Origin of the sequence: Butyricimonas sp. Marseille-P3923 (genome assembly GCF_900184685.1) — a bacterium.
Classification (GTDB): domain Bacteria; phylum Bacteroidota; class Bacteroidia; order Bacteroidales; family Marinifilaceae; genus Butyricimonas; species Butyricimonas muris.
This window is the reverse complement of the sequence record NZ_FXXL01000006.1, coordinates 803,804-828,953: the sequence shown is the minus strand read 5'-3', so window position 1 is coordinate 828,953 and position 25,150 is coordinate 803,804. Positions and strand designations below refer to the sequence as shown.

The 25,150-nt window shown below is 41.9% G+C and carries 20 protein-coding genes; 6 read left to right on the top strand and 14 right to left on the bottom strand.

The window, feature by feature from the left end:
• Positions 1 to 2: 2 nt before the first annotated feature.
• The 9 genes from CS948_RS09265 to CS948_RS09225 form a co-directional block, all read right to left on the bottom strand.
• On the bottom strand, positions 3 to 365 hold the full coding sequence (locus CS948_RS09265; RefSeq protein ID WP_099291400.1) for a four helix bundle protein: 363 nt from the start codon (positions 363 to 365) through the stop codon (positions 3 to 5).
• A gap of 25 nt (positions 366 to 390) precedes the next feature.
• On the bottom strand, positions 391 to 2,721 hold the full coding sequence (locus CS948_RS09260; protein ID WP_176555030.1) for a transglycosylase domain-containing protein: 2,331 nt from the start codon (positions 2,719 to 2,721) through the stop codon (positions 391 to 393).
• A 31-nt stretch (positions 2,722 to 2,752) separates the two neighbouring features.
• A complete protein-coding gene (locus tag CS948_RS09255; RefSeq protein WP_099291398.1) occupies positions 2,753 to 4,300 on the bottom strand; it encodes an ATP-binding protein in 1,548 nt (515 codons plus the stop codon).
• 314 nt (positions 4,301 to 4,614) lie between these two features.
• Positions 4,615 to 5,709, bottom strand: coding sequence for a TlpA disulfide reductase family protein (locus CS948_RS09250; protein ID WP_176554989.1), 1,095 nt, complete (start codon positions 5,707 to 5,709; stop codon positions 4,615 to 4,617).
• 12 nt (positions 5,710 to 5,721) lie between these two features.
• Positions 5,722 to 7,305, bottom strand: coding sequence for a PKD-like family lipoprotein (locus CS948_RS09245; RefSeq protein WP_099291396.1), 1,584 nt, complete (start codon positions 7,303 to 7,305; stop codon positions 5,722 to 5,724).
• A 27-nt stretch (positions 7,306 to 7,332) separates the two neighbouring features.
• The gene (locus CS948_RS09240) at positions 7,333 to 8,106 is read right to left on the bottom strand and encodes a DUF4843 domain-containing protein (protein ID WP_099291395.1); all 774 of its coding nucleotides are present in this window, start codon (positions 8,104 to 8,106) and stop codon (positions 7,333 to 7,335) included.
• A 10-nt stretch (positions 8,107 to 8,116) separates the two neighbouring features.
• Positions 8,117 to 9,544 (bottom strand): RagB/SusD family nutrient uptake outer membrane protein, encoded by a 1,428-nt coding sequence (locus CS948_RS09235; protein WP_099291394.1) that lies wholly within the window; start codon positions 9,542 to 9,544, stop codon positions 8,117 to 8,119.
• A gap of 12 nt (positions 9,545 to 9,556) precedes the next feature.
• A complete protein-coding gene (locus CS948_RS09230) occupies positions 9,557 to 12,889 on the bottom strand; it encodes a SusC/RagA family TonB-linked outer membrane protein (RefSeq protein WP_099291393.1) in 3,333 nt (1,110 codons plus the stop codon).
• Positions 12,890 to 13,019: 130 nt separating this feature from the next.
• Entirely contained in the window at positions 13,020 to 14,165 is a 1,146-nt protein-coding gene (locus tag CS948_RS09225; RefSeq protein ID WP_099291392.1) for a FecR family protein, read from the bottom strand.
• A gap of 176 nt (positions 14,166 to 14,341) precedes the next feature.
• Between CS948_RS09225 and CS948_RS09220 the strand changes: the two genes are divergently transcribed.
• On the top strand, positions 14,342 to 14,884 hold the full coding sequence (locus CS948_RS09220; RefSeq protein WP_099291391.1) for a sigma-70 family RNA polymerase sigma factor: 543 nt from the start codon (positions 14,342 to 14,344) through the stop codon (positions 14,882 to 14,884).
• Between the two features lie 9 nt (positions 14,885 to 14,893).
• Here CS948_RS09220 and CS948_RS09215 read toward each other — a convergent pair whose 3' ends face one another.
• The 5 genes from CS948_RS09215 to carA all read right to left on the bottom strand — a co-directional run bounded on the left by CS948_RS09215 (position 14,894) and on the right by carA (position 21,487).
• Positions 14,894 to 15,409: a hypothetical protein gene (locus CS948_RS09215; protein WP_099291390.1), complete on the bottom strand. Its 516-nt coding sequence runs from the start codon at positions 15,407 to 15,409 to the stop codon at positions 14,894 to 14,896.
• The gene (locus CS948_RS09210; protein ID WP_099291389.1) at positions 15,410 to 16,462 is read right to left on the bottom strand and encodes a helix-turn-helix domain-containing protein; all 1,053 of its coding nucleotides are present in this window, start codon (positions 16,460 to 16,462) and stop codon (positions 15,410 to 15,412) included.
• 72 nt (positions 16,463 to 16,534) lie between these two features.
• Entirely contained in the window at positions 16,535 to 16,939 is a 405-nt protein-coding gene (locus CS948_RS09205) for a hypothetical protein (RefSeq protein ID WP_099291388.1), read from the bottom strand.
• 119 nt (positions 16,940 to 17,058) lie between these two features.
• A complete protein-coding gene (gene carB, locus CS948_RS09200; RefSeq protein WP_099291387.1) occupies positions 17,059 to 20,271 on the bottom strand; it encodes a carbamoyl-phosphate synthase (glutamine-hydrolyzing) large subunit in 3,213 nt (1,070 codons plus the stop codon).
• A gap of 124 nt (positions 20,272 to 20,395) precedes the next feature.
• Complete coding sequence (gene carA / locus CS948_RS09195; RefSeq protein WP_099291386.1) at positions 20,396 to 21,487, bottom strand: glutamine-hydrolyzing carbamoyl-phosphate synthase small subunit; 1,092 nt, start codon at positions 21,485 to 21,487, stop codon at positions 20,396 to 20,398.
• 169 nt (positions 21,488 to 21,656) lie between these two features.
• Here carA and CS948_RS09190 point away from each other — a divergent pair, with 169 nt between their 5' ends.
• The 5 genes from CS948_RS09190 (at position 21,657) to CS948_RS09170 (ending at position 24,480) form a co-directional block, all read left to right on the top strand.
• Entirely contained in the window at positions 21,657 to 22,136 is a 480-nt protein-coding gene (locus tag CS948_RS09190; RefSeq protein WP_099291385.1) for an arginine repressor, read from the top strand.
• An 84-nt stretch (positions 22,137 to 22,220) separates the two neighbouring features.
• The gene (gene panC / locus CS948_RS09185; protein ID WP_099291384.1) at positions 22,221 to 23,060 is read left to right on the top strand and encodes a pantoate--beta-alanine ligase; all 840 of its coding nucleotides are present in this window, start codon (positions 22,221 to 22,223) and stop codon (positions 23,058 to 23,060) included.
• A 23-nt stretch (positions 23,061 to 23,083) separates the two neighbouring features.
• The gene (panD, locus tag CS948_RS09180) at positions 23,084 to 23,434 is read left to right on the top strand and encodes an aspartate 1-decarboxylase (RefSeq protein ID WP_099291383.1); all 351 of its coding nucleotides are present in this window, start codon (positions 23,084 to 23,086) and stop codon (positions 23,432 to 23,434) included.
• Positions 23,435 to 23,510: 76 nt separating this feature from the next.
• A complete protein-coding gene (rfaE2, locus tag CS948_RS09175; protein WP_255301930.1) occupies positions 23,511 to 23,930 on the top strand; it encodes a D-glycero-beta-D-manno-heptose 1-phosphate adenylyltransferase in 420 nt (139 codons plus the stop codon).
• Between the two features lie 85 nt (positions 23,931 to 24,015).
• Positions 24,016 to 24,480 (top strand): GNAT family N-acetyltransferase, encoded by a 465-nt coding sequence (locus CS948_RS09170; RefSeq protein ID WP_099291381.1) that lies wholly within the window; start codon positions 24,016 to 24,018, stop codon positions 24,478 to 24,480.
• Positions 24,481 to 25,150 lie beyond the last annotated feature (670 nt).

Sequence of the window (25,150 nt, the reverse complement as noted above, 5' to 3'; positions counted from 1 at the left end):
GATTAGTTTTCAACGTTCAATTTTGTTGTTTTTACTATACTTGCTGTAAGCCGGATTAATTCACGGCTCTCCCCTATGATAGAATCAAACTCTGACTCGGTTAAATAATCTGTTTCTTTCAGCAATAGAAGCCAATATTCCGTTTCATTGGCCTCTTTTAAAGCTATATTCACTTTATTAATGAAATCTGCTTTAGACTGCGCATGTTCACTCTCTCTAATCAACGCTCCAATCGACGTCCCACTCCTAAGCAACTGTTTCGACAACACAAACTCCTTACGCTCTGCACATAAAAACTTGTACAAATTAACTATCCGTACCGCAAATCGGAAAGACTTCCCCGCAACAATATTTTCCTCTTTCATTTTCAACTTTCAATTTTCAATTGTATTAGTCAAAAATTTCATCCACGAAATCGGATTCAGTGACCACCTCGTCACCCTCGTCATCACAATCAAGGACTTTATTCACGCCATTCGGTTTTTCGAAATCTCGTTGCGGAACGGCAAGCGATTTATCGGCATATACTTTTTGCATAAATAATGCCCAAATCGGGAGAGCCATACTGGCTCCTTGACCATTCGCCAAGTTCTGGAAATGGATGGAACGGTCTTCAGCTCCAACCCACACTCCCCCGGCAAGATCGGGAGTGATTCCGATAAACCAACCGTCGGAGTGATTCTGTGTCGTTCCGGTCTTCCCACCGATCGGATTGGTAAATTTATAACGATAGCGCAACCGGATACCGGTTCCTTCATCAATAACACCTTTCAAAAGATTCGCCATCAAATAAGCCGTATTCTCCGTGATTACCTCTCGGGATTCGGGCTGGAACGTCGCCAATAAATTACCGTACTTATCCTCTATCTTGGTCACCATTATCGGCGAATTGTACACTCCTTTATTCGCGTACACGGAAAAAGCGGAAACCATCTCTTTCACGGAAACTTCCGAAGAACCCAAGAATATAGCAGGCACCGGATCTATAAAACTGTTAATACCCATTCGATGAGCCATCTGTACCACTGCCTCCGGGGTAAATTGCTTCAATACCCAACCGGAAATATTATTTACCGAGTTCGCCAACCCCCATTTCAAAGTAACCATCTCACCCTCACGCTTATTTGTCGAATTGCGGGGCGTCCATGTAGTCCCGTCCGGCAACACGAAAGTTTGCTGCACGTTCAACACTTTCTGACAGGGCTCCAATCCCTCCTGCATCGCCAAGGTGTAAAGAATCGGCTTAATAGTAGATCCGATCTGCCGTTTACCCGTGCTCACCATATCATACTGGAAATAATGATAATTAGGACCTCCCACGTACGCCTTGATATGTCCGGTAGCGGGTTCCATTGCCATAAATCCGGCACGGAAGAACGATTTATAATGCTTCAGAGAATCCAACGGACTCATTGTCGTGTCACGCACTCCATTCCACGTGAAAACAGACATGGCTATCGGTTTAGCGAACTCTTTCTTGATTTCGGCAAAACTCTTGCCAGCTTTGTTCATGGAGCGATAGCGCTCTGTGCGCCGGATAGAAGTATTCAAAATTTCATTAATCGCTTCCTTCGTCAGGTCATTGGAGAAAGGCGGATTCGCTTTATGCTTTCTTTCCGCCATAAAAGTCGGTTGCAACGTTCCCCCTAAATGCTCGGTCACCGCCTCCTCCGCGTATTTTTGCATCCGGGAATCCAGTGTCGTGTAAATCTTCAGTCCGTCGGTATAAATATTATAACGGGAACCGTCGGATTTCAGATTCTTGTTACACCACCCGTAAAGCGGGTCCCTCTCCCATGCCAGCGAATCAACTGCATATTGATCTTTATTCCATTTGTAATTCTTCTTTTCCGGTTTATTAGCTGTCAGGTACAAACGCATATATTCCCGGAAATAAGTAGCGATACCCTCTTTATGGTCTTCTTTATGAAAATCCAGTCCCAACGGCAAATTCTTCAAAGAATCGTATTCCGTTTCGGAAATCTTGTCATATTTCAACATCTGATTCAACACCACGTTCCGGCGTCCCAACGTTTTATCCGGTCGGCGCACGGGATTGAAAAGTGAAGGATTTTTCGCCATACCCACCAACATGGCCGATTGCTCTACCCGTAATGAATCGGGAGAAGTAGAGAAATAAATATTTGCCGCGGAGTTAATACCAACCGCCAAATTCAAAAAGTCAAATTTATTGAGATACATGGTGATGATTTCCTCTTTCGTGTAGCTCTTTTCCAACTTCACGGCAATCACCCATTCCCGGAACTTACGCATCGCCAATTCCATGAAGTTCTGGTTTGCCTCTCTGGGGAATAACATCTTTGCCAGCTGTTGGGTAATCGTGCTACCTCCCCCGGCAGCCGAATTACCTGTCGCCATTCCTTTTGCCACACGGAACAGACCACGCACGTCAATACCGCTATGTTCATAAAAACGTACGTCCTCCGTGGCTATCAACGCGTCAATCACGCTCTGGGGAATATCTTTATATTCCATGTAACGACGGTTCTCGCTACCCTCGAAATATTTCCCGATGATTTTCCCGTCAGCAGAATACACCTCTGTCGCAAAACTATTATTCGGATTTTCCAACTCCTCGAACGTGGGCATAAAACCTAATTTCCCGTCGGAAACCAAGTAAAAAAAGAAAAATATTCCTCCCACGAATATCACGAACAATCCCCAAAAAATGACAAAGTCTTTCCAATATTTCTTTAATATCTGCATTCTGTTAAATATTTATTACCTATTTTCATTCCACTATCCACTCCCCGATATTTCGAGTTTTATTGTCAAAATTAATTCCTATCCGGAACAACTGCCGGGAATCAGCCTCGAACGGACGAGCGTAATGCTTCTCCTCTATCTGACGCAGAGCCTCCTCCGCCGTTCCGTCCAACTTGAACTCCATCACGTAAATATAACGGTCTGTCTGCAACACCAAATCAACCCTTCCCTCCGACGTGTGATACTCGACTTTCACGTAAAAGCCCACCAAACGAAAAACAATGAAAAGTACATTCTGGTAATGCACTTCCAAATCCCGGATAATCTCGTAAGGCGTATCGGCAAAAAAACTCTGAAGCCTACACAAGAAAGCATCCGGCTTACCGGTTTCAATCTCTCGTGTAAACTGTTGTATCTCGAAAGGTGTTTCCACCTTGTTCACTCTCGTGTAAAACGGCATCAAAAACTTGACAAATCCCTCCTCCACTTCACGATTCGGGAATCCAAGAACATAATTCTCAAAGCGGGGGTCATAATCCTTAATCGTGAGATACCCGCTTTGATAAATCACGGGAATCGGGCTCTCGTCCGCGTAGATACTGTTCAACACCTCCGCGCTCGTTTCCTCCCGGGACATTTGTTCCAAATTATAATGGTTTTTCTGTAACAATTCCACCAGATAAGTCGGGGTTCCCGTTTCAAACCAGTAACTACCGAATTTCATCTTGTAAAAGGTGTTCAACACGCTAAAGGGATTGTAAATTCCCTCGGAATTTTCCACGAAATGATACCCGTCATAAGACTCTTTCAACCGGGCGCATACCTCCTCGTACGTCATGTTCTGGGCAGAAGCCAATTCGTGCAAATCAGCCTCGAAATAACGATGAATCTCTTCCCCCGTCATCCCGCATATAGCGACATACCGGTTATCCATGGATATATCATTCAGATTATTAAGGTCACTGAACACGCTGACTTTCCCGAACTTGGTAACACCTGTCAATAAAGCGAACTTGATATCCCCGTCCATAGTTTTCAAAACCCCGTAAAACGGTTTCAACGTATTACGAAATTCCCGTTGCAACCCTTCGTTATTGATGGCCTGCAACATCGGTTTATCGTACTCGTCAACAAGAATTACCACCCGTTGCCCCGTCCGCTCGTGAGCCCGACGAATAACCCCGGCGAATCGTAACGAGAACGACACCTCCGACGCTTCCCGCCCGTAAAGGTTCTCCCACCGGGTCAAGTTATCATTGAGAATATTACCCAAGCTCTCGACAGAATCATACTTCTCGATATTCAAATCAAGATGCAGAATAGGATGTTGCAGCCACTCTTTTTCCAACTCCTCCATGGCAAGACCATGAAACACCTCACGCTTTCCTTGAAAATAAGCCTCAATCGTCGAGATAAGCAAACTTTTCCCGAACCGACGCGGACGACTCAAAAAATAGTAACGCCCTGATTTTACCAGCCTATAAATCAACCTTGTTTTGTCCACGTAAAGATACCCGTCTTTCCGCAGGCTCTCAAAATTCTGAATACCGATAGGATATAACCCGTTGCTCATTTCTCTTGCATTTAAACCACAAAGTTAGGCAAAATCAACGAGATTTAGAACATTATTAAGCAAGACAATAAAGATATTACAATTCACGTTAAGACCTCAATCAGCCCCTTCTCTCGTTCTTCAACCGTTATTCCGTCATTGTCCAGCCGTTTCGAAACGACTGAACTTCGATAACCCGACGTGAGAACATCTTTTCCCTTTCCCGTGCTTGACCTTTCCGTATCTTGATATTGTCAGACTTTCAGGCCTTATGGACGAGAGGGTGTGTCGAAACACACCCTCTACATTTTCAAATAGTTATTAAAGAAACAAGCCTATTCCGTTCCTTTCAAAGCTGCAACAATACATTCTTCCAATGCTTCTCCCCTTAGGCTTTCAGCTATAATTCGATTGTTTTCATCCAACACGAAAACGTAAGGAATGCCGTGAACTTCATACAGGTTGGAAGCTATGCTACTCCATCCTTTTAAATCAGACAAATGAATCCAGTTTAATTTATCCTCTTGAATCGCCCGTATCCATGCCTCTTTTTTGGTATCAAAAGATACACTTACGATTTCCAATCCCGCGTCTTTATACTTGCGATAAATTTTCCGGACATTAGGATTTTCCGCGCGACAAGGTCCACACCAAGAAGCCCAAAAATCCAGTATTTTTACTTTTGCTTTTATATCATACAAAGAAAGCGAATCTCCTTCGGGAGTTACCATTTTGAAATCGGGAGCGGTTCCCCCGACGATGATTCGTGACTCTTTATCAACATACGGCTTCATTAAAAGCCCCGGCACTGTTTTACGAGCGTTTTCACCCAGCAAAGCATATCTCTCGTGTAGACGTTTTGCCCTGTAAAAAGTTTGCATACGCCCGTACACGACGGCAGCACCGACAAGATTATCGTGTTGACGAACAAAATCACTCTCAACTTCACTATAACGCTCATCCATTTTAGACAATAAACCACGTATTTGCAGTTTACCGAAGTAATCATTGCCATAAATTTTCTCGTATTCTAACCGCATCGAATCTTTTTGCACCTTTATCTCCAACTCTTTTTTCCGCAATTCATTCCGTTGCTGTTGCAGGACTCCCCCTCCATTTATGACATAAGTTGAAACATCCGGTATATTCGCTTCCACTTTAAACTCGCTATTTTCAACAAGTATAGGCACTCGTAATCTCGTGTCCGGAGCCACGATTTCCGCCATAACCGGTTCTTTTACACTTCCTTCAAAGAGAAACGTGCCATCTGCCGACAATACATTTCCCAAGGTATCCCACGTTCCCGTCACTCTCGGGGTAACCAACAATATTCGCCCCTCGTAACCGGTTATCTGTCCCTCTACCACGTAACGAGGAGAGGGTTGGCAGGCAGCCAAAATCATACTGCCTAACCAGACTATCCAATTCATTTTCATCAATATTTAATTTTTATCAGGTTCTTTATACGTGATATCCACAATATTTCCCAGTTTATCGTGTTTTTTATGTAGTTCAAACTTACCTTTCCGCAAATCTTGAGGAGTATCGTAGGTCCGCATGACACCACATTCCGATTCATCCATACCATCCACCGTAGACCCCACGATTAATCGCCAAGCGCGTTTTCTTTGCCATGAATCAGTAGCACCCCAAGAATTATTAGACACCAAAGGTTCAAATTTTATCACTTTTATCTTTTCTCCCGGGAATGTCAATACCGGTATCGCTTCTTCGTCGGGATAAGCAACGTCAAAAGCATAAATCGTGTTGTTACTGAGATAATAAATATGATTATAGTTATTACTAAAGGCAAATTGAGTCGCATTTTCCAAGCCGGGACCTTTAATCTCCTCGTAGAACCTTTGTTCATTTTTCTCGTCGTATCCCATGAGAATCCCATAAGCGTAATGCCTCCTCGTGTTCGGGTCCTTCAAAACAACCCAATTGAGCCCTTCGCCCAACGAACTATACGTACTCGCCCCTGCTACAAAATCCCGCCCGGTTCGTGCATCAAACTTTTTATCCCCGGAAAATTCCATCACGGAAGGATAAGTTTCTTTTTGCTTAATATTCACAAACTGACGGTTCGTGGCATCATATAGCATCACCGGAACCGGGTCCGAAGCACCGGCGATATAAATCCAGCGATTCATCACCCCGACGAAAGGAGCCGCCTCGAACCGTTCCCCCTTGATAAAATTCACCGGATACCCGAAAAAACCGACCCCGTTAGCGGCAAGCTCGGAATAGACATCCCCGCTTTCTGTAACAAGTGTCCAACGGTCTTCTCCTTGGGTACAACGTTGCGAGAACTTAGCCATCTGAAGATTTACCACTTCCGGAACAATTCCAAAAAACCATTTGAAATCAGTATCTTCACCCACGTGCATATCCGATTTATCAATCTCGTAAGTACCTTTTTCCGAAACAAGTAACATACGAGAATGTTTATTACGGAACCAGCAAGGAAGTAACTTCAAGGGTTTCCCCACTGAAAAATCTTGGTTTGCCCAAATATTCTTGGCAATAATATCCTTTGTTTCATCCCTATTGACTACCATATCAAGACGAGCTTCTCCCCCCATGTCACAAAGCACCAACCATCCTTCACTCGTCATTGTTGTCAAACGTACGGAAAAACGCTCCCGATAGGCAACTCCCGTTGATTTGTCCGTCACGATATAAAACCCGGCGTAAGTGCCGGCATTCGCCTCGGCTAACCATTCCAAGTTTTTATCCCGACCGATAACAAAATCTTCCCCGTCTTTCACTTCATTAATATCTATTCCACTGGGTATCAATTTCCATTCATACTCGTACTCGGATTCATCCTTTTCTAAAGTAGAAGCTATTTCCGGTTGCAGACGAAGTACATCCGCGAAAGCCATCAGCGTGTAAGTCGTATCCCTACCGATTCCGGCAATGGACAACTCGTTAATCTCGCGATAATCGTAATTTCCCTTGTCATCGAAACAGGAGGAAAATGCCCACCACCCCAATAATATATAAAACAAATATCTTTTCATAACGCTCTTATTTAGCTATATTTAAAATTATTTCTGCGCATCAGGTCCCATTGTCATCGGTTCTCCATCCTCATCCAATTCGGGATGCTCCTGAAGGTATTCATGCAAGTATCTCGCGGCAAATCTCAACTTACCTTTATTCAAACCGCTTTCCACGAAAGAAGCAACAAAATCCTCACGATCGTACCCCATTTGGTCACAAATAAATATAGCCTTTTTCGTTGAGAATTTACCAAAGAAGTTTTCGCCATAAAGCGACCACCACACGGGGGTTTGAAAACGTTCATCCATGTGTATGACACGTTGATAATCTATCGCTCGCAGTGAAGTTACTTGAGCAGTATCAATTAATGTTTGCATACGAGAATACAGGAATCCCAATTCCGGAGTTTCTTCCAGTCGTAACGTAAAACGCCGGGGACGTTCGATAAGATCATCAGCCCGCAACAACTCGATTTCCACCAACGCATCCGCTTTTCCCGCGAGAATCGCGTATTCTTTTTGCAGAAGACGGAAATCTTCGCCCTCCACGGCACTCAAAGTATCTTGTTCATCTGCGATTACCTGAATCGTGAATTTTCGGTCATAATCAGCCACATCTCCCAACAAGCACACTCGCAGATTCATATTTTGCGTCTTTATGTCTGAATTCTTCAATCCCCATGGCACCACAATCGTGTCTAACACGGCTTCCGTCGGGTCAAAATAAATCCCACTTGCACCCTCGTATACATCTATTTTTTCCTCGCATGCTCCCAAAAAGATCATGAACAGGATAAGCATATAAATAATTCGTTTCATAACTTAAACTTTAATTATATTTTGTTTCCCCGTCTGGAATGGGTAATACATATCTCAACAGATTGATTGTTTTCGTTCCGTACGGATCGTATGCCGATTGAATCTCTGTTTTCATTTTCCGCTTGTAATAGAAAAACAATTGTCCCTCTCCATATAACTCCCTAAGCCATTCCGCTTCCAAAGACTGTTCTACTTGTGTCGAAGAGATTTCACGCAATCCCCGGTTTACCCGCAAGGTATTAAGATAGTCGGTTGCTTCCTCGGGATCTTCTGTCACCTCCGTGGCAATCATATACATCTCGCTTGTTCTTAACATAGGTATCATTTGCTGGTACAATGAATCTTGCCCTTGATAACGGTCATAAAGTGCATAACTCTCTCCATCAAAGTCAAATGTAGCGGAAGACAAAAAATATTTATACCGGTAATCAGCTCCCGAGCCTCCTGCTTTTTGAAAAACTTGTCTTACAACATCGAAACGGGGAATCAATAATGATGATTGCAATTTCAGATTTTGCGCGTCAAACAGAGAGGTAAATATTGAATTACGATTCAAATTTTGCAACGCGAATAATACCTCGGTCGAAAACATCCTATCGGGAATAGTCCCATCAGTTCCCATCGTCATCGGATCTACCCACGGGAATAACTTTTCCGATATTTCAATAATTTTCAGCGCGTATTCTTTCGCTTTCTCCGTATTTCCGATATACATGTAAACCCGGGCTAACAAAGCCTGTACTGCATAATAATTAAGACGTAAATTACGATATTGGAAAAAGACATTTCTTGAATCGCCTTGGACTCCATGCGTAATTATGGGATCAATCTCCAACTCTTTCTCCGCGTTCAGTAAATCATCTATCACCTTACCCATAAACTTATCGCTCGGCAAAGAAGGGTTTACATCTAACACAAACTCTTCGTAATAAGGAAGTGTTTCCGAGGAAGCCCCGTAAACCGGTCCGAATAAACGGAATAAATCAAAATGCAACATCCCGCGTAAAGCCAATGCTTCACCCCGGCACAAATGATAGTAATCGTCCGATAGAACGGCACGGTTTACCTCACAATTCTTTATCAACAGATTAGTATTGGCAATCAAGCTATAAGCCTTTTGCCAAATAGATTCAATTTTACTCTTGGAATAAGCTCCATCATACTCGTAATTCGCTAAAGAATAGAGACTCTTATTCTCTTCCGGGATAGCGTAACGCTGTGCCAAGATTTCCACAAATTCACATGTTAGTGCCCGACCGTACAAGTTATCGTTGTTCAATTCAACGTAAATACCATTTAACGCTTCTTCAAAACCGGCAATAGTTGAAAAAGCTGTTTTTTCCGATATTCTGTCACTGGGTTTCACATCCAACCAATCGGAACATCCACTACATATTCCAGCTAACAGGAGAAAAACAGATATAAATTTCGTTTTCATAATTGTCAAAAATTAAAAATTAACCGAGATAGCAAACGTAACACTTCTCGCGAACGGATAATCAATACCGCGTTCATCTTTCAAAGAAGCAATCCGGCAAATATCATTCATGTAGGCACTTAACGACATTCCTGAAAAACCCGTCTTCTTTATCCAATTGTACGGCAATTCGTATCCCAATCGAACGGACTCCAGCACGATATAATTATTTTTCTGCACGAAACGAGATGACATTTGGGTAACATCCGTCAAGGCTATTCCTTTGAATCTGGCCTTGTCCCCCGGTTCTTTCCAACGGTCATACAGCGCGCGTTTGTCTTGATTCTTTTGTAAACCTTCTCTCGAAATATTTTCCACCTTGTTGTACAAAGTAGAGTTGAACGCATCAGCCCCAAAACTATACCTGAAATAAATACTAGCCGAAAGACCTTTAAAATACAAAACATTGCCGAATACCCCCTCCAAATCCGGACGAGTATCACCTACAAGTACTTCATTTTCATAATCGTAAGTAAATGTTCTACGTCCGTCTTTTGTCAAGAAAATTTCTTTTCCCGTGGCAGGGTCAATTCCCTCCGAACGAACGGTCCATAAAGCTGTCGGACTACCGCCGTCAAAATAACGGGACAAATTTTTCCCGATATTCTCGTTGTTGTATTTTCCCAATTTTGTTTCGATGCCATCATAATACGCCTTGCTTCTCCGGAAAGTCAAACTCGTTGTCAGATTTACACGCTCTTTAGGCTTATAAATGAAAGAGTATTTTATCGTTCCGTTAAATCCTTTGTCAACTTGCTTTCCGATATTTGCCAAACGGGAAGTGACTCCCACGGACATGGCAACCCCGATGGAGGCTAATAAAGGATCCGTCAATTTGTGGTAATAATCAAAAGTAATATGGAATCGATTATTGAACATACTCACATCCGCACCAATATTTTTATCCAATGTCTTCTGCCAATCCAAATCCGGATCTCCAAAGGCGTCTACCAAAATACCCGTGCCAAAATTATTCTGCATCCAGTTGTTAAACTTGTAAGTATTAATCGTTTTGAATGAACCGAAATTCTGGTTACCCGGGTTACCGATAGAAGCTCTGATTTTCAACATGGAAAACAAATTCGTGTTATTCTTTATAAAATCCTCGTTATGAAGATTCCATGCCAACCCGATAGCCCACGTCGTGGTGAAACGTTTGTTAGACCCAAATACAGATGAACCGTCAGCTCTTAAATTGACATCCAGCAAATAGCGATTCATGTAAGAATATCCACCGTTAAAATAAAAATTAACCGCTCTCTTTTTGGCATCGCTATAACCGGGTTTACTGTTTTCCGTGTACGAATTGGCAAAACCGGGTGTAGTATAATCTCCGCGTGGGAAACCTATCGCGGAAAAAGATTTAGAATCACTGGTGCTTTCCGAAAAAGAAAGCCCGAGAACAGCATTGATTTGATGTGCATCGGCCAATAGTTGTCCGTAAGTTACTGTTAAAGAGCCGTCATACCCGAATGATTCGGAATGGCTATCAGAATAAGAACCTTTTTTCAATGACTCTGTTTCATCGAATTGCGTGTCTTCTGGTGAACGAAAAACTTCTGTTGTCGATACCGATTTCGATACCCCGATACGTCCGCGAACATATAAAAAATCCCAAGGACGATATTCTATATCCAGATTATTGCGCATATCATAAGTATCCCCCTCGTTATAACTGTTCAATGAAGCATTCCAAAGTGGATTCGGCACGTAGATTCCCCCGTCTGAAGATTGAGTATCACCTGCACCCGGTGTTTCCAGCCATTTATCTATTCCCCCGAACTCGTTGTATTTAGGGTAATACGGGTTTGCTCTTGAATACTCCGAGAAAGGAACTATCGGGTCCGTGGTCTTCGTGAAATCAAGAGTTAATTTATTTTGGAAATTCAATTTACCAACCCGGTACAACAAATCCAAGTTTCCACTTACCAACTGACGACGCGACTCTTTCATCACACCTTCTATATTCGTGTAATTCAGCCCCAACCCGAAACGAATCTGCTGGTCACCTCCTTGCACGTATAAATTATGACGTTGGTTCAAACCTATTCGCAAAGGCTCGGACATCCAATATGTGTCAACACCTTTCTTCACGTTCGCCAATAAACGATTATAACGCATTTGTAACTCTTCTTCATGAGTTACAACATTTGAAGAAAAATTTCCTGCCAAACGTTCAAACTCCAACTTTTCCGCCGCGTTCATCAGGTTATAAGCGCTCAAATCGGCAAACGACACATCAAAACTCCCGTTATACGTTAATCTTATTTTACCGGCCTCCGGAACTTTTGTTTCCACGACAATAACCCCGTTGGCAGCCTTTGCACCGTATATGGCAGTGGAAGCCGCATCCTTCAATATAGTAACGGAAGCTATCCTATCCATACTCAAGTCCATAATCGTGCGCAAAGAACTCTCGAAACCATCCAGAATAAATAACGGCTGATTAGGATCTTCCCCGAACTCCTCCTTGAAACCGACGATACTACTCTTTCCCCGAATTTCCACGTCGGGCAAACGATTGGGGTCGGAACCGTATTGATTGTTTTCAAGAATAGCAAAAGCGGGATCCAGTGTTTTCAAACTTTGCAATAAGTTTTGATTACCGACTACTTTCAACTCCTCCGCTTTATAAGTTTGCGAAGAACCGGTAAAACTTTCTTTCTTACGGTTATAGATACCGGTCACAACAACTTCTTCTACCTCTGTTTTTTCTTCTTGCAGCACAACATCAATAACTTTTCGCCCGTCAACAGCAATTTCCTCTTTTTTCATACCAATGAATGAAAAAACTAAAACCGGATTCTCCACGCCGGGAATCGTGAGCGAGTATTTTCCGTCCATATCCGTCGTGATACCTAAAGTTGTTCCTTTCAGCAAAATCGTAACTCCCGGCAAAGGAATATTATCCTTATCTGTTACTTTACCCGTGATTGTGATTTTTGCTACTTCAGGCGTTTTAGCACCTTTCCGCTTGATTACTACCGTATTCTGTTGAATAACATACTCAAAACCGGTATCTTTCAACACGATTTTCAAAACCTCCTCCAACGGCATTTGCTTCACGCTAAGCGTAACGGGTTTCAGTTGTTCCAATTGCGTCTTCCCGTAAGCGAAATTCACATCCGTTTGTTTTTGAATTTCCAACAACACCTCAATAATGGGGGCATCTTTCAATTCAAGTGTAATTTTTTTAGATAAAACGTCTTGAGCATTCACGCTCGTAACTCCCAATAGCAGGCAAACCCACAAGCATATCTTACAAAAAGAACCGCCCCTATTGCGAAATAGTAAACTTTTTTTCATAACTTTGTTTTTAAATATTTATCGAGTTAATTAACCGGTTCGTGATTTTCGAGATACACACTGAACCATTAATTTATTCTACAGGATGCACGTCGGCAAACGGGTATCCTGTTTTTCTTTATACATGATGCTATTTCCGGGTAATCTCCACCTCCTTCCCGTCGATTACGAATTTAACATCAGCAACAGACACTATCACGTCCAAAACCTCCCGAAGAGAGGAAGTACGTTTCACCGAGAACACGTATTCCCGCGTATCCGGAACTACTCCCTCGTGCACAAAATCAACATCATAATATAATTCAAGACTTCGCACTATTTGTTCTATCGTTTTACCGTTGAAAAGGACATAACCATTCCGTTTTGCCTTGTATTCTGCCAAATCCACCTGCATCACTTTAATATCTCCCGCTTCGTCAATAGAATACATATCCCCGGGATGGAGTATCGTTTCTTCGGTACCATTTTCGGGAGTGATTCCCACCCGCCCCTCGACCAACACGGCTTCAACCGGCATCTTTTCCCGGGCAAAAACATTAAACGTGGTCCCGTACACCTGCAATTTCATTCGCTCCGTGTTCACGGCAAAACGGTTGGATGATTTAGTCACCTCGAAATAAGCCTCTCCCCGAAGAGTAACTTCTCTCGTGGAACAAGAATCAAATTGCACGGGATAAATCAACTCGCTGGAAGGTCCGAGTAACACGAAAGTCCCATCAGCCAAAACCAACTCGAAAGTCTTACCCCGCGGCACGATTATCGTGTGCCTCGGCACCTGTTTTTCCACACGGGCAGCATCCTCTTCACTCGTGTTCTCACGCGCGGAATATTCCAATTTATTATCGGCAACTTGTCTCGCGATACCGGAATCCAATTGCTTGGCTGTAAACTTATCGCCGCTCTCGGTAATAATGATTACCTCCGCCGCATGAACGGGAACATGTGCTTTACTCTCGTCGTGCATATTCCCGGTATAATACCACCAAACACCTGCTGAAAGCAACAAAATAACAGACGCTGCCACCGTTGTCCTTTGCCACAACGCACGCCGTTTCCTGCCTCGTTTACTCTTCAACATCTTCTTGTAAAGAATATCCAATTGTCCTTCCGAAAAAGATTCGTTCCGGGTTGGACTATTCGCATAATAATCCCGGGTACGCCGGTAAAACTCTTCATTCCGGGAATCCTTTTCACGCCAACTTTCCACTTCCTCGATAGTCTTCCGGTCCGCAAAACCGTTGATATATGAAAATAATTTGCTCCAATCTATCTGCATAAAACCACTTGATTTTTATAATAAAACGCTTAAGTGAAAAAATGGGCCCCCCTTATTCCAATATTTTTTTATTATTTCCAACAATATATTTTTACCCCAACAAGTCCAAATAAAAATTTTATCGCATATATTTGTGATGTGGTTTTGGAAAAAAACAGAAATTTTAAATCCCGAATATGCCCGAGGAGAAATTTGAACATATCTTCAAAAGCTATTATAGTGATATATATAACTTCATTTATCACTATATAATGAATAGAGATGATACCGAAGATTTGGTTCAAGACGTGTTTATCTGTTTTTTCGAGAAATATCAAACTATACCGGAAGAGATAAACACGAAACAATACCTGCTGGCTATGTCTAAAAATCGTTGTATCAGCTTTCTCCGCCACAAGAACGTGATAGACCGCAATAACCTGAAGTATTTCGAATCGCTCGTTTTCAGTACCACTTCCGAATATGACACCACGTATGACGACTTGTTCACAAAACTGAATCTGGCAATGGATAACCTTTCCGACCTGCAAAAGCGAATCGTAGAAATGAAATTAGCGGGCAAAAACTACGACGAAATATCGAATGAGCTGAACGTAACACATTCCCAAGTTCATAAAAACATCAAAAAAGCATACACGAAAATCCGGACTTATATCGGTAAAAATCTGGATAAATCAATTCATTGCCTGTTATTTTACCTTTTTTTTCACTCATTCTAGCCGCAAACATCACGACACCATTTCAGTCCATCTTTTCAAACGTTCCGAAATATCCTTATCAGGTAAACGTTGATTAATCGTCCTCAACAAATTTAGTTTATCATACGCAATTTGAGGAGTTATTATATGTTGTTCTACCAACTGATCAAAAATATAAAGAATTCCAGAAACAATAGTTCCCGATTTAACAGCCGATCTACGCAACTTGTTATCTCCCGTGAGTAATCTATAATGATTCTTTTGAGCGTATAACCAAACGGAACAATCAGTAATAGACACATTATTATCTTGTTTCTGCTGATAATTAATTATTTCTAATAATTCATCAACAGAATGTGTCTTAACCGCTAACAAGCCATCATTAAAAAATTGCTCAACTTTTACCCGTTGTTCTTCCTTTACCAATTCATTCATAACAAAATCAGTTGTATGAATTTTCTGAGAAAGTCTAAAAAAATCATCCAATAAATCTATATCACAGAGATCTATAAATACATTGGTATCATTAACAACAACAGTTTCCATTTACACGAGATTTAAACTTTCTTTTAGTTGGTGTACTGGCTTTTTAACCAACACAGAAGCCTTTGAGAATGAAACTATTTCACTTGCTAGAGCCCGATACACGAGTCGTTCGAAACGAGAAGAACATTCTTCAGGAAAACGACTTTTTTCTACAATTTCTTTAAAATCAGATATTCTATTCTTTTTTATATAATACGTTTTTAATCTTGATTCCGTTATGATATTCAATTCTTTCGCCTTATACATCAACGCATCTATCGATACACCGAATTGACATTGAATATCTATCAACTCTTTTAAAGAAATATCTTTCCGACTGTTGCCAATAAGATTAATAAACACAGATTCAGAGATCAAAATCTCATTAGCAAATCGATTACATAAATATTCTTTCTTCTTACTTGATAAAACAGGATCTATATTCAATAATAAATGCCCTAATTCATGTGCCGCCGTGAATCTTTTTCTTTCCGGTAAAAAATTCTTATTCAAAATAATAAACGGACATTTTCCCCCAATAAAGCCACTAAGCCCATCAAAGGAATTATCTGCATCAATTTCTATTACTTTAATCTTATTCTCTTCCAATAATTCTATAATATTATTGATAGGATCTTCACCTATTTTCCATACCTCTCGGAGCCGATCAACTAAAGGTCTTATATCTTTGGCATCCCGTACTACTATATAATCCAATTCAGTACTAAACGTAGAATCAATGTTAAGAATACTTTCTATTTCCAAGTATCTTTCCACCATATCCAAAACTTGTTCTTCAATTTTAGCTTTCTCTTTGGATAATAATTTTGCTTTTTTTCGAAATTCAATTCCTTCTAATTTAACCTGAAACGGTCTGAAAAAATAATCAATACTCGTGTGAAGTACATTTGCCAATTGTATCAACACAGTACTATTGGGTAACATCTTTCCATTCTCATATTTCGAAATAGCTTGTTTAGAAACAATATTACCCATTACTTCACACAATTCATCCATAGAGAGTCCTTGCATGATCCTCGCATTCTTTAATCTTTGAGAAAATATTTGTTCCATAGTAACTTTTATTTGAGTTTACAAATATACGATTTTTAATCAAAAATGTAAACCAGAACAAATAATTTTTACTTACCCTTCGACTTCGATATGAATTTCCACATCGTTTACTTCGCAATCTTTAGAACGTAACTCGATAATCATACCCGGATGTGTCCAAGTTGTCTGAAAATCGTAATCTTTGAGTTCTCCGGCTTTCAGCGGGAAAGAACGACGGAAACGAATGGCATTTCCTTCCCCGTTTTCCTTGATAATCAATATAGCATCACAATCTAATTTCCCGTCAAAATGTACACGTATCGCTTTAGGTAATTCTATCTTCGTGTTATACTCGAAAATCGCTTCCTGTTGCCCTTTTATCGTGAATGTCTTCTCCTCCACTATTTTGGACGTCTTCATCCAAATGAACAACCCTAGCGCGAATAACACCAGAATAGCGCATAAATAAAGTATCCCTTTCAATTTCTTATTCTTCATAAGCACCTATTTTTTGTAATGGTGATTACAAAAATACAAAATTGCCGATTCAAAACAGCAATTTGTTCAAAAAACGCTACTTTAAATCGGCAATTTACTCAACTTTTAGTTTTTATCTCTCAGCTTTCCCCGTATTCGTCCCAACTCTTGATAGCGATTTCGTCAGGATTGACTTTGCAGATTGCATAGATAAACGCGCTTGCCAAACGGGCATTCGTGATTAGCGGGATATTATAATCCACCGCAGCACGACGGATTTTATACCCGTTATCCAACTCCCGTTTCGTGTGATTCTTTGGGATATTAATCACGAGGTCTATCTTACGGTCATGCAAATATTCCATGATATTCGGTTCCTTATCCTCATCCGGCCAGTAAAGAATATTCACGTCGATATTATTTTCCTTGAAGAATTTAGCCGTTCCTTCCGTGGAATATATCGTGAATCCTTTCTCTATCAGCATCCGGGTAGAATTCAACAACTCTACTTTGGAACGCGTGGGACCCGAGGAAATCAGGATATTCTTCTTCGGGATACGATGTCCCACGGAAAGCATACTCTTCAATATTGCCTCGTAATAATTCTCACCGATGCAACCGACTTCCCCGGTCGATGCCATATCCACTCCCAACACGGGGTCGGCTTTCAACAGGCGGGCAAACGAGAATTGAGAAGCCTTCACTCCCACGTAATCCAAATCGAAAACCGATTTGTTCAACGCCTCCACTTTCTCCCCCAGCATAATCCGGGTTGCCATGTCAATAAAGTTGTATTTCAAGACTTTCGACACGAACGGGAAACTCCTCGAAGCCCGCAAGTTACACTCGATTACTTTTATATCATTGTCTTTCGCCAGAAACTGCATATTAAAAGGACCGGATATATTCAATTCCCTCGCTATCGACCGGGCAATCTTTTTAATCCGGCGAATCGTTTCCACGTACAATTTCTGGGCGGGAAACACGATTGTAGCGTCACCGGAATGTACACCGGCAAACTCCACGTGTTCACTGATAGCGTAAGCTTTCACCTCCCCTTCCTGTGCCACGGCGTCAATCTCGACCTCTTTCGCCTGCTCGATAAACTCGGACACAACCACGGGATGCTCTTTCGATACTTCCGCCGCCAACTCAAGGAAATGCAATAACTCGTCTTTATTCGACACCACGTTCATGGCAGCCCCCGAGAGCACGTAAGAGGGACGAATCAACACGGGGAAGCCTACCTTATCCACGAAAGCGTATATATCCTCTATGCTCGTCAATTCGCTCCACCGGGGCTGGTCTATTCCCAGTTCATCACACATGGACGAGAATTTCCTACGGTCTTCCGCCCTGTCAATGGATTCGGGCGAAGTACCCAGTATATTCACGTGCTGCCCGTGCAAACGCATCGCCAAGTTATTCGGTATCTGTCCCCCCGTGGAAACAATCACTCCTTTCGGCACCTCCAATTCGACAATATCCATTACCCGCTCGAAGGAAAGTTCATCGAAATACAAGCGGTCGCAGGTATCGTAATCCGTGCTTACCGTTTCGGGATTGTAATTAATCATGACCGAGCGATACCCCATTTTCCGAATCGTGTTCAAAGCACTCACCCCGCACCAGTCAAATTCCACGCTACTGCCGATACGATACGCTCCCGACCCCAACACGATAACCGAAAGACCGTCACGCTCGTACGCCACGTCATTTTCAGAGCCATTGTACGTGATATAAAGATAGTTCGTCATGGCAGGATACTCCCCCGCCAGCGTGTCTATTTGCTTCACGACGGGCAAAATACCCAGTTTTTTACGGTATTCTCTCACTTTCAACATCTTCTCGTGATGCGAAAGAGGCGTATTTTTAATCGTCAACCGACCTATCTGAAAATCGGAAAACCCGTATTGCTTTGCCGCGCGCAATAAATCCGCGCTAATCTCCTCCTCGCCATTCAATTTTGACAACTCTTCTTTCAACAAGTGAATATTCTCCAAACGTTGCAAAAACCAATGGTCTATCTTTGTCAAATCGTGAATCTTCTGCACGCTGTACCCTTTATCGAAAGCCCCGGCTATGGCGAATATTCTGGCATCCGTCGGGTTCGCCAACTCCTCATCTATATCTCTCGATTTAAGCACATTACCTACGAACCCGTGCATCCCTTGCCCAATCATCCGAATCCCTTTCTGGATAGCCTCCTCAAAAGTCCTGCCGATAGCCATAATCTCCCCGACACTCTTCATCGAGGAACCTATCACCTTGGAAACCCCCTCGAATTTATTCAAATCCCAACGGGGAATCTTACACACCACGTAATCCAACGCCGGTTCAAAACAAGCCGTGGTCACCTTCGTTACAGAATTTTTAATCTCGTGCAACCCGTAGCCCATGCCCAATTTCGCCGCCACGAATGCCAACGGGTATCCCGTGGCCTTAGAAGCCAAAGCGCTGGAACGGGAAAGACGCGCGTTCACCTCTATCACCCTGTAATCCTCCGAGTTGGGGTCCAAGGCATATTGCACGTTACACTCTCCCACTATCCCGATATGACGGATAATCTTGATAGCGATTGACCTCAGTTTATGGTATTCACTGTTACTCAACGTCTGCGATGGAGCCACCACGATACTCTCGCCCGTGTGTATTCCAAGAGGGTCGAAATTCTCCATATTACACACCGTGATGCAATTGTCATACTTATCCCGAACAACCTCGTATTCCACCTCTTTCCAGCCTTTCAAAGACTCTTCCACGAGAATCTGCGGCGAATAGGAAAACGCGCTGGAAGCCAGACGTTCCAACTCCTCTTTGTTCGAGCAGAAACCAGAACCCAAACCGCCCAACGTGTAGGCAGCCCGGATAATCACGGGGAATCCCAACCTATCCACCGCCGCGAAAGCCTCCTCCATGCTATTGGCGGCAATACTTCTCGGTGTTCTCACGTCAATCTCAGCCAGTTTCCCGGCGAATATTTCCCTGTCTTCCGTGTCTATAATCGCCTGCACGGGTGTCCCCAACACCTGTACATTATATTTTTCCAATACCCCGGATTTGTACAACTCCACCCCACAATTCAATGCCGTCTGCCCGCCGAAAGAAAGCAGTATCCCTTCCGGACGTTCCTTCTTAATCACCTCTTCCACGAATCCAGGAGTAACCGGCAAATAATATATCTTATCTGCCACTCCCTCGGAAGTCTGCACCGTGGCAATATTCGGGTTAATCAACACGCTATAAATACCCTCTTCCCGCAGTGCCTTCAACGCCTGCGAACCCGAATAATCAAATTCCCCCGCTTCCCCTATCTTTAACGCTCCCGAACCTAGAAGCAAAACTTTCTTCATATTTATTTATGATTTACGATTTATGATTTACGATTTATGATTTATGAATTCTATAATTTAATGATTACCTTATGATTTACGATTTTAGATTTAGCCGGATATCGGTGGAATCATAAATCGTAAATCATAAATCCAAAATATTCGATGATTTCATCGAGGCGATGAAATCATCGAATAAAAACTCCGTGTCTACCGGACCACTCGACGCTTCCGGGTGAAATTGCGCGGAAAAGAACGGCTTTTTCTTGTGCCGTATTCCCTCGTTCGTACCGTCATTCACGTTCACGAAAAACGGTTCCCAATCTGCCGGAAGAGTCTTCTCGTCAATGGCAAACCCGTGATTCTGTGAAGTTATATAACAACGGGTTCCCCCGGGTTTCATCACTGGTTGATTATGGCTTCGATGCCCGTACTTCAATTTATAGGTCGAAGCTCCTGCCGCTCTCGCCATCAATTGGTTTCCAAGACAAATCCCCATAATCGGGATATTCCCTTTCAAGGCCTTCCGTATATGTTCGATAGTTTCGACGCACATCGCCGGGTCACCGGGTCCGTTGGAAAGGAAAAGCCCGTCATACTTCTCCCTCGTGAAATCGTAATTCCACGGCACCCGCTTCACCGTCACGTCACGTTTCAATAAACATCGCAGAATATTATTCTTCACCCCGCAATCCACCAACATCACTTTATACTTCCCGTTCCCGTACTCCATAATCTTTTTGGTAGAAACCTCAGCCACGATATTATCCTTATTCGGGTCGTAGAAAGGCACGTCCTCATCATCAAACAAAATTTTCCCCACCATCGCACCGTTATCCCTCAACTTCCGCGTCAAAGCCCGGGTATCTATACCAAAAAGCCCCGGAATCTGTTGTTCTTTCAACCAATCTCCGAGGCTTTTTTGTGAATTCCAATGACTGTACCGGGAAGAATAATCGGAAATCACCAACGCCTTGCAATGAATCCTGTCCGACTCGAAAAACTTCGATATCCCGTCCCGTTCATCATCCACCGGGACCCCGTAATTCCCTATCATCGGGTAAGTGGGAACCAGTATTTGCCCCTTGTAGGAAGGGTCCGTCAAACTCTCGGGATACCCCGTCATTGCCGTGTAAAAAACAACTTCCCCGGACACCGATTTCTCGTAACCAAAGGAAGTTCCTTCATAAACCGTCCCGTCTTCCAGAACCAGACGAGCTTTCTTTAATTTCTGCATATTTATTCTATCAACTAAAGATTATATGTAATTATACGCGAAAATAGAACTAATAATCGACACTACAAAGAATATTTATGTGTTTCGATAAATAATTATGCATAAATATATTCATCCATTGAAAATCAAACATTTTTGATTAGTTTTGTAGGGCGTAATATTAACACCTATGAGAAATAAAACAAAGCGCTTGTTATCTATTAGAAAGCTCATCGAGAACGAGCAAATATGTTCACAGGAAGAACTATTGTTCAGACTGAAAGAACTAGGCGTGGAAGCAACTCAAAGCACCCTGTCGCGTGACTTGAAATTCATGAGAGTGGCAAAAATACCTCACAAGGACAAAGGTTACATTTACATCATACCGGAAAGCATCCAGAACGAACAGGCTGACGAAAAAGCATCGGCTATCGTCACGGATTCCATCTCAAGTATCGATTTTTCCGGCAACATCGCCGTCATGAAAACCCTTCCCGGTTATGCCAAAGCCGTTACCGTCTTAATCGACAACGAGAACTATTTTGAAGTTTTAGGCACCATCGGGGGCGATGACACCGTTTTAATCGTGATGCGGGAAGGCGTTACCCACAAGGAATTATTGGACGCCCTTTCCTCCATACACCCTAATATTCACTCGCTATTTAAGTAATCATTTTGAATTTTCAACTTTCAATATGGTATTATCTCGAAAATAGTTTGTAAACTTGCACCCCGTATTTTCAAGATTATAATCATGAATATTATTACAAAGAAAGCGGAATTAACCACCACGATAGAGAAGCTGAAACAAGAAGGGAAAACGGTGGGACTCGTACCTACAATGGGTGCGCTTCACGAGGGACACATCTCTCTCGTAAAAACATGTAAAGAAGGAAACGACGTGGCTGTTGTCAGCGTGTTTGTCAATCCCACGCAATTCAACGATAAAGAAGACCTCAAACGCTACCCGCGCACCTTGGACAAAGATGTCGCCTTACTCGAGAAAAACGGGTGTGATTACGTGTTCGCTCCCAGCGTCGAGGAAATGTATCCCGAGGAAGATACCCGGGTTTTCAACTTCGGGTACGTCGAGAGCGTCATGGAAGGAGCCAAACGCCCGGGACACTTCAACGGCGTGGGACAAATCGTCAGCAAATTATTCGATGCCGTTCAACCCCACCGGGCTTATTTCGGGATGAAAGACTTCCAGCAGGTAGCCGTGATTAAAAACATGGTAAAACAACTGCACTATAATTTAGAAATCGTACCTTGCCCCATCATCCGCGAGGCAGACGGGCTTGCCATGAGTTCCCGCAACACCCTGCTGGAACCGGAATACCGGAAAAACGCGCCTCACATCCATGCCGTTCTTCAAGAAGCCACTAAACTGACTTCCGAAATGAGCGTCGATGAATTAAAACAATGGGTAACGGAAGAAATCAACAAAAACCCCTACCTTGAAGTCGAATATTTCGAAATCGTGGATGACACCGAATTAAAAACCATCCGGGATTGGAAAGAGAACAACGTGAAAGTCGGTTGCGTGGCAGTATACGCCGGTAAAATCCGACTGATTGATAATATTGTATTTTAAACGTATATCAAACTGACACGAAGATGTTTATAGAAGTAGTAAAATCTAAACTTCACAAAGTTACCGTTACTGAAGCCAACCTCCAGTACGTGGGTAGTATCACTATTGACGAGGCTCTTTTGGAAGCCGCCAACATGATAGAGAACGAAAAAGTTCAAATCGTGAACGTCAACAACGGCGAGAGATTAGATACCTATATCATCAAAGGTGAAAGAAACTCGGGTATTATCTGCTTGAACGGACCGGCTGCACGCAAATGCGCCGTGGGCGACGTGATAATCATCATCTCTTACGCCTCCATGGATTTCGAAGAAGCCAAATCACACAAACCCGTTCTCGTATTCCCCGACACGGCTACAAACAAACTAATCTGACACGCCAATGGACTTTTTACCTTACATAGAGAAAAAAATAGCTCACACGCCAGAAGAAGCCTCTAAAACCATCAGCATGTGGAGGTACAGAAACGACAAAATCGTCTTCACCAACGGCTGCTTCGACATCCTGCATAAAGGACACATCGAATACTTGGCAAAAACTGCTTCTTTAGGAACTAAACTTATTATCGGTTTAAATACCGACAGTTCAGTAAAAAAATTGAAAGGCGATTCCCGTCCAGTGAACGATGAAAATGCCCGGGCTTTAGCGTTAGCTTCATTGATTTTCGTTGACCAAGTCATCTTCTTCGATACCGACACCCCTTACGATTTAATAAAAACGGTACAACCGGACGTACTGGTAAAAGGAGGGGATTACAAACCGGAAGATATAGTCGGGTACGATATAGTGAAAGCCAAAGGGGGAGAAGTAGTTACCATAGATTTCGTGGAAGGTTACTCCACCACTTCCCTGATAGAGAAAATGAAATAAAATAGTTGCTCGTTATCAACTATTCCTTACAAGAGGATGTATCTCGAGATACATCCTTTTTTTATCAGTAAAACCTTAAAACACAATGAATAATTCGATTACAATCCGGGAATACAAATCAATAGACAAAAGTTCCGTGATGAATCTAATCAGGTTAAACACGCCCGAATACTTCGCACCGGAAGAAGAGAATGATTTTAGCAAATACCTGGATAATGAAAGAGAACTCTATTACGTTCTACTCTTTAATGAAAAAATTGTAGGATGCGGTGGAATCAATTTTGCCGAGAATAAAACGATAGGAAAAATCAGTTGGGATATTTTACACCCGGAATACCAAGGAAAATCACTGGGAACCAGATTACTTGAATATAGAATCGAAAAACTTGAATCCATCAAAAGCGTTCAAAAGATAACCGTCAGAACTTCGCAAGTAGCTTATCAATTCTATGAAAAACAAGGATTTGAACTAAAAGAAATCAAAAAAGATTATTGGGCTAAAGGATTTGATATGTATAAAATGGAGTATTCATACCCAAAACGCAAGTGAATCCGTCTGCAATAAGGCATCACTTCCGGTTCAGTAGTACTTATAAAGTTTTTTATACTCTATTGTAATCCTATTAAAACGCTATTATAGTATAGGGTTTTAATAGCGCTTTAATAGGGAACTAATAGCGTTTTACACGGAAGTGATGTGGAAGTGATACCGAAGTAATACTATATTCAGCTATAAATCCTACATGTTCATTCTATAAACCAATATATGAATATATAGACATTTATTTGTTAGTATCCCCGTTAGTAACTGTGAATAAAAAAAGAACTAAAAAGAATAACTTCATTTGCATTTCACGAAAAGAGAAGCAAATAATAATTGAAATCAAAAATCCAAGAATAGTTTTTTAAATTAACCCTGCTTGTTTCTACAAATTACTAACATCAGTTTTCTATCATTTCACAAAATACTTTTTCCGAATCATTATTACTAACAATTGTGGATAACTCAAAAACAATTTTGATTATCAGTACATAATCAATACATACATTGTGAGTAACCTTCAAACCAACAAATAATAACTACAAAAACAAGAGAAATCCATTTATTTTATCACAATTACTCACAGCCTATAATCATCTTCATATTCTTTTTAAAAAAAATAAAAGATAATATATATATGATATTGTTGTTGAGAACTTCTTACTTTTGTCACTTCAAT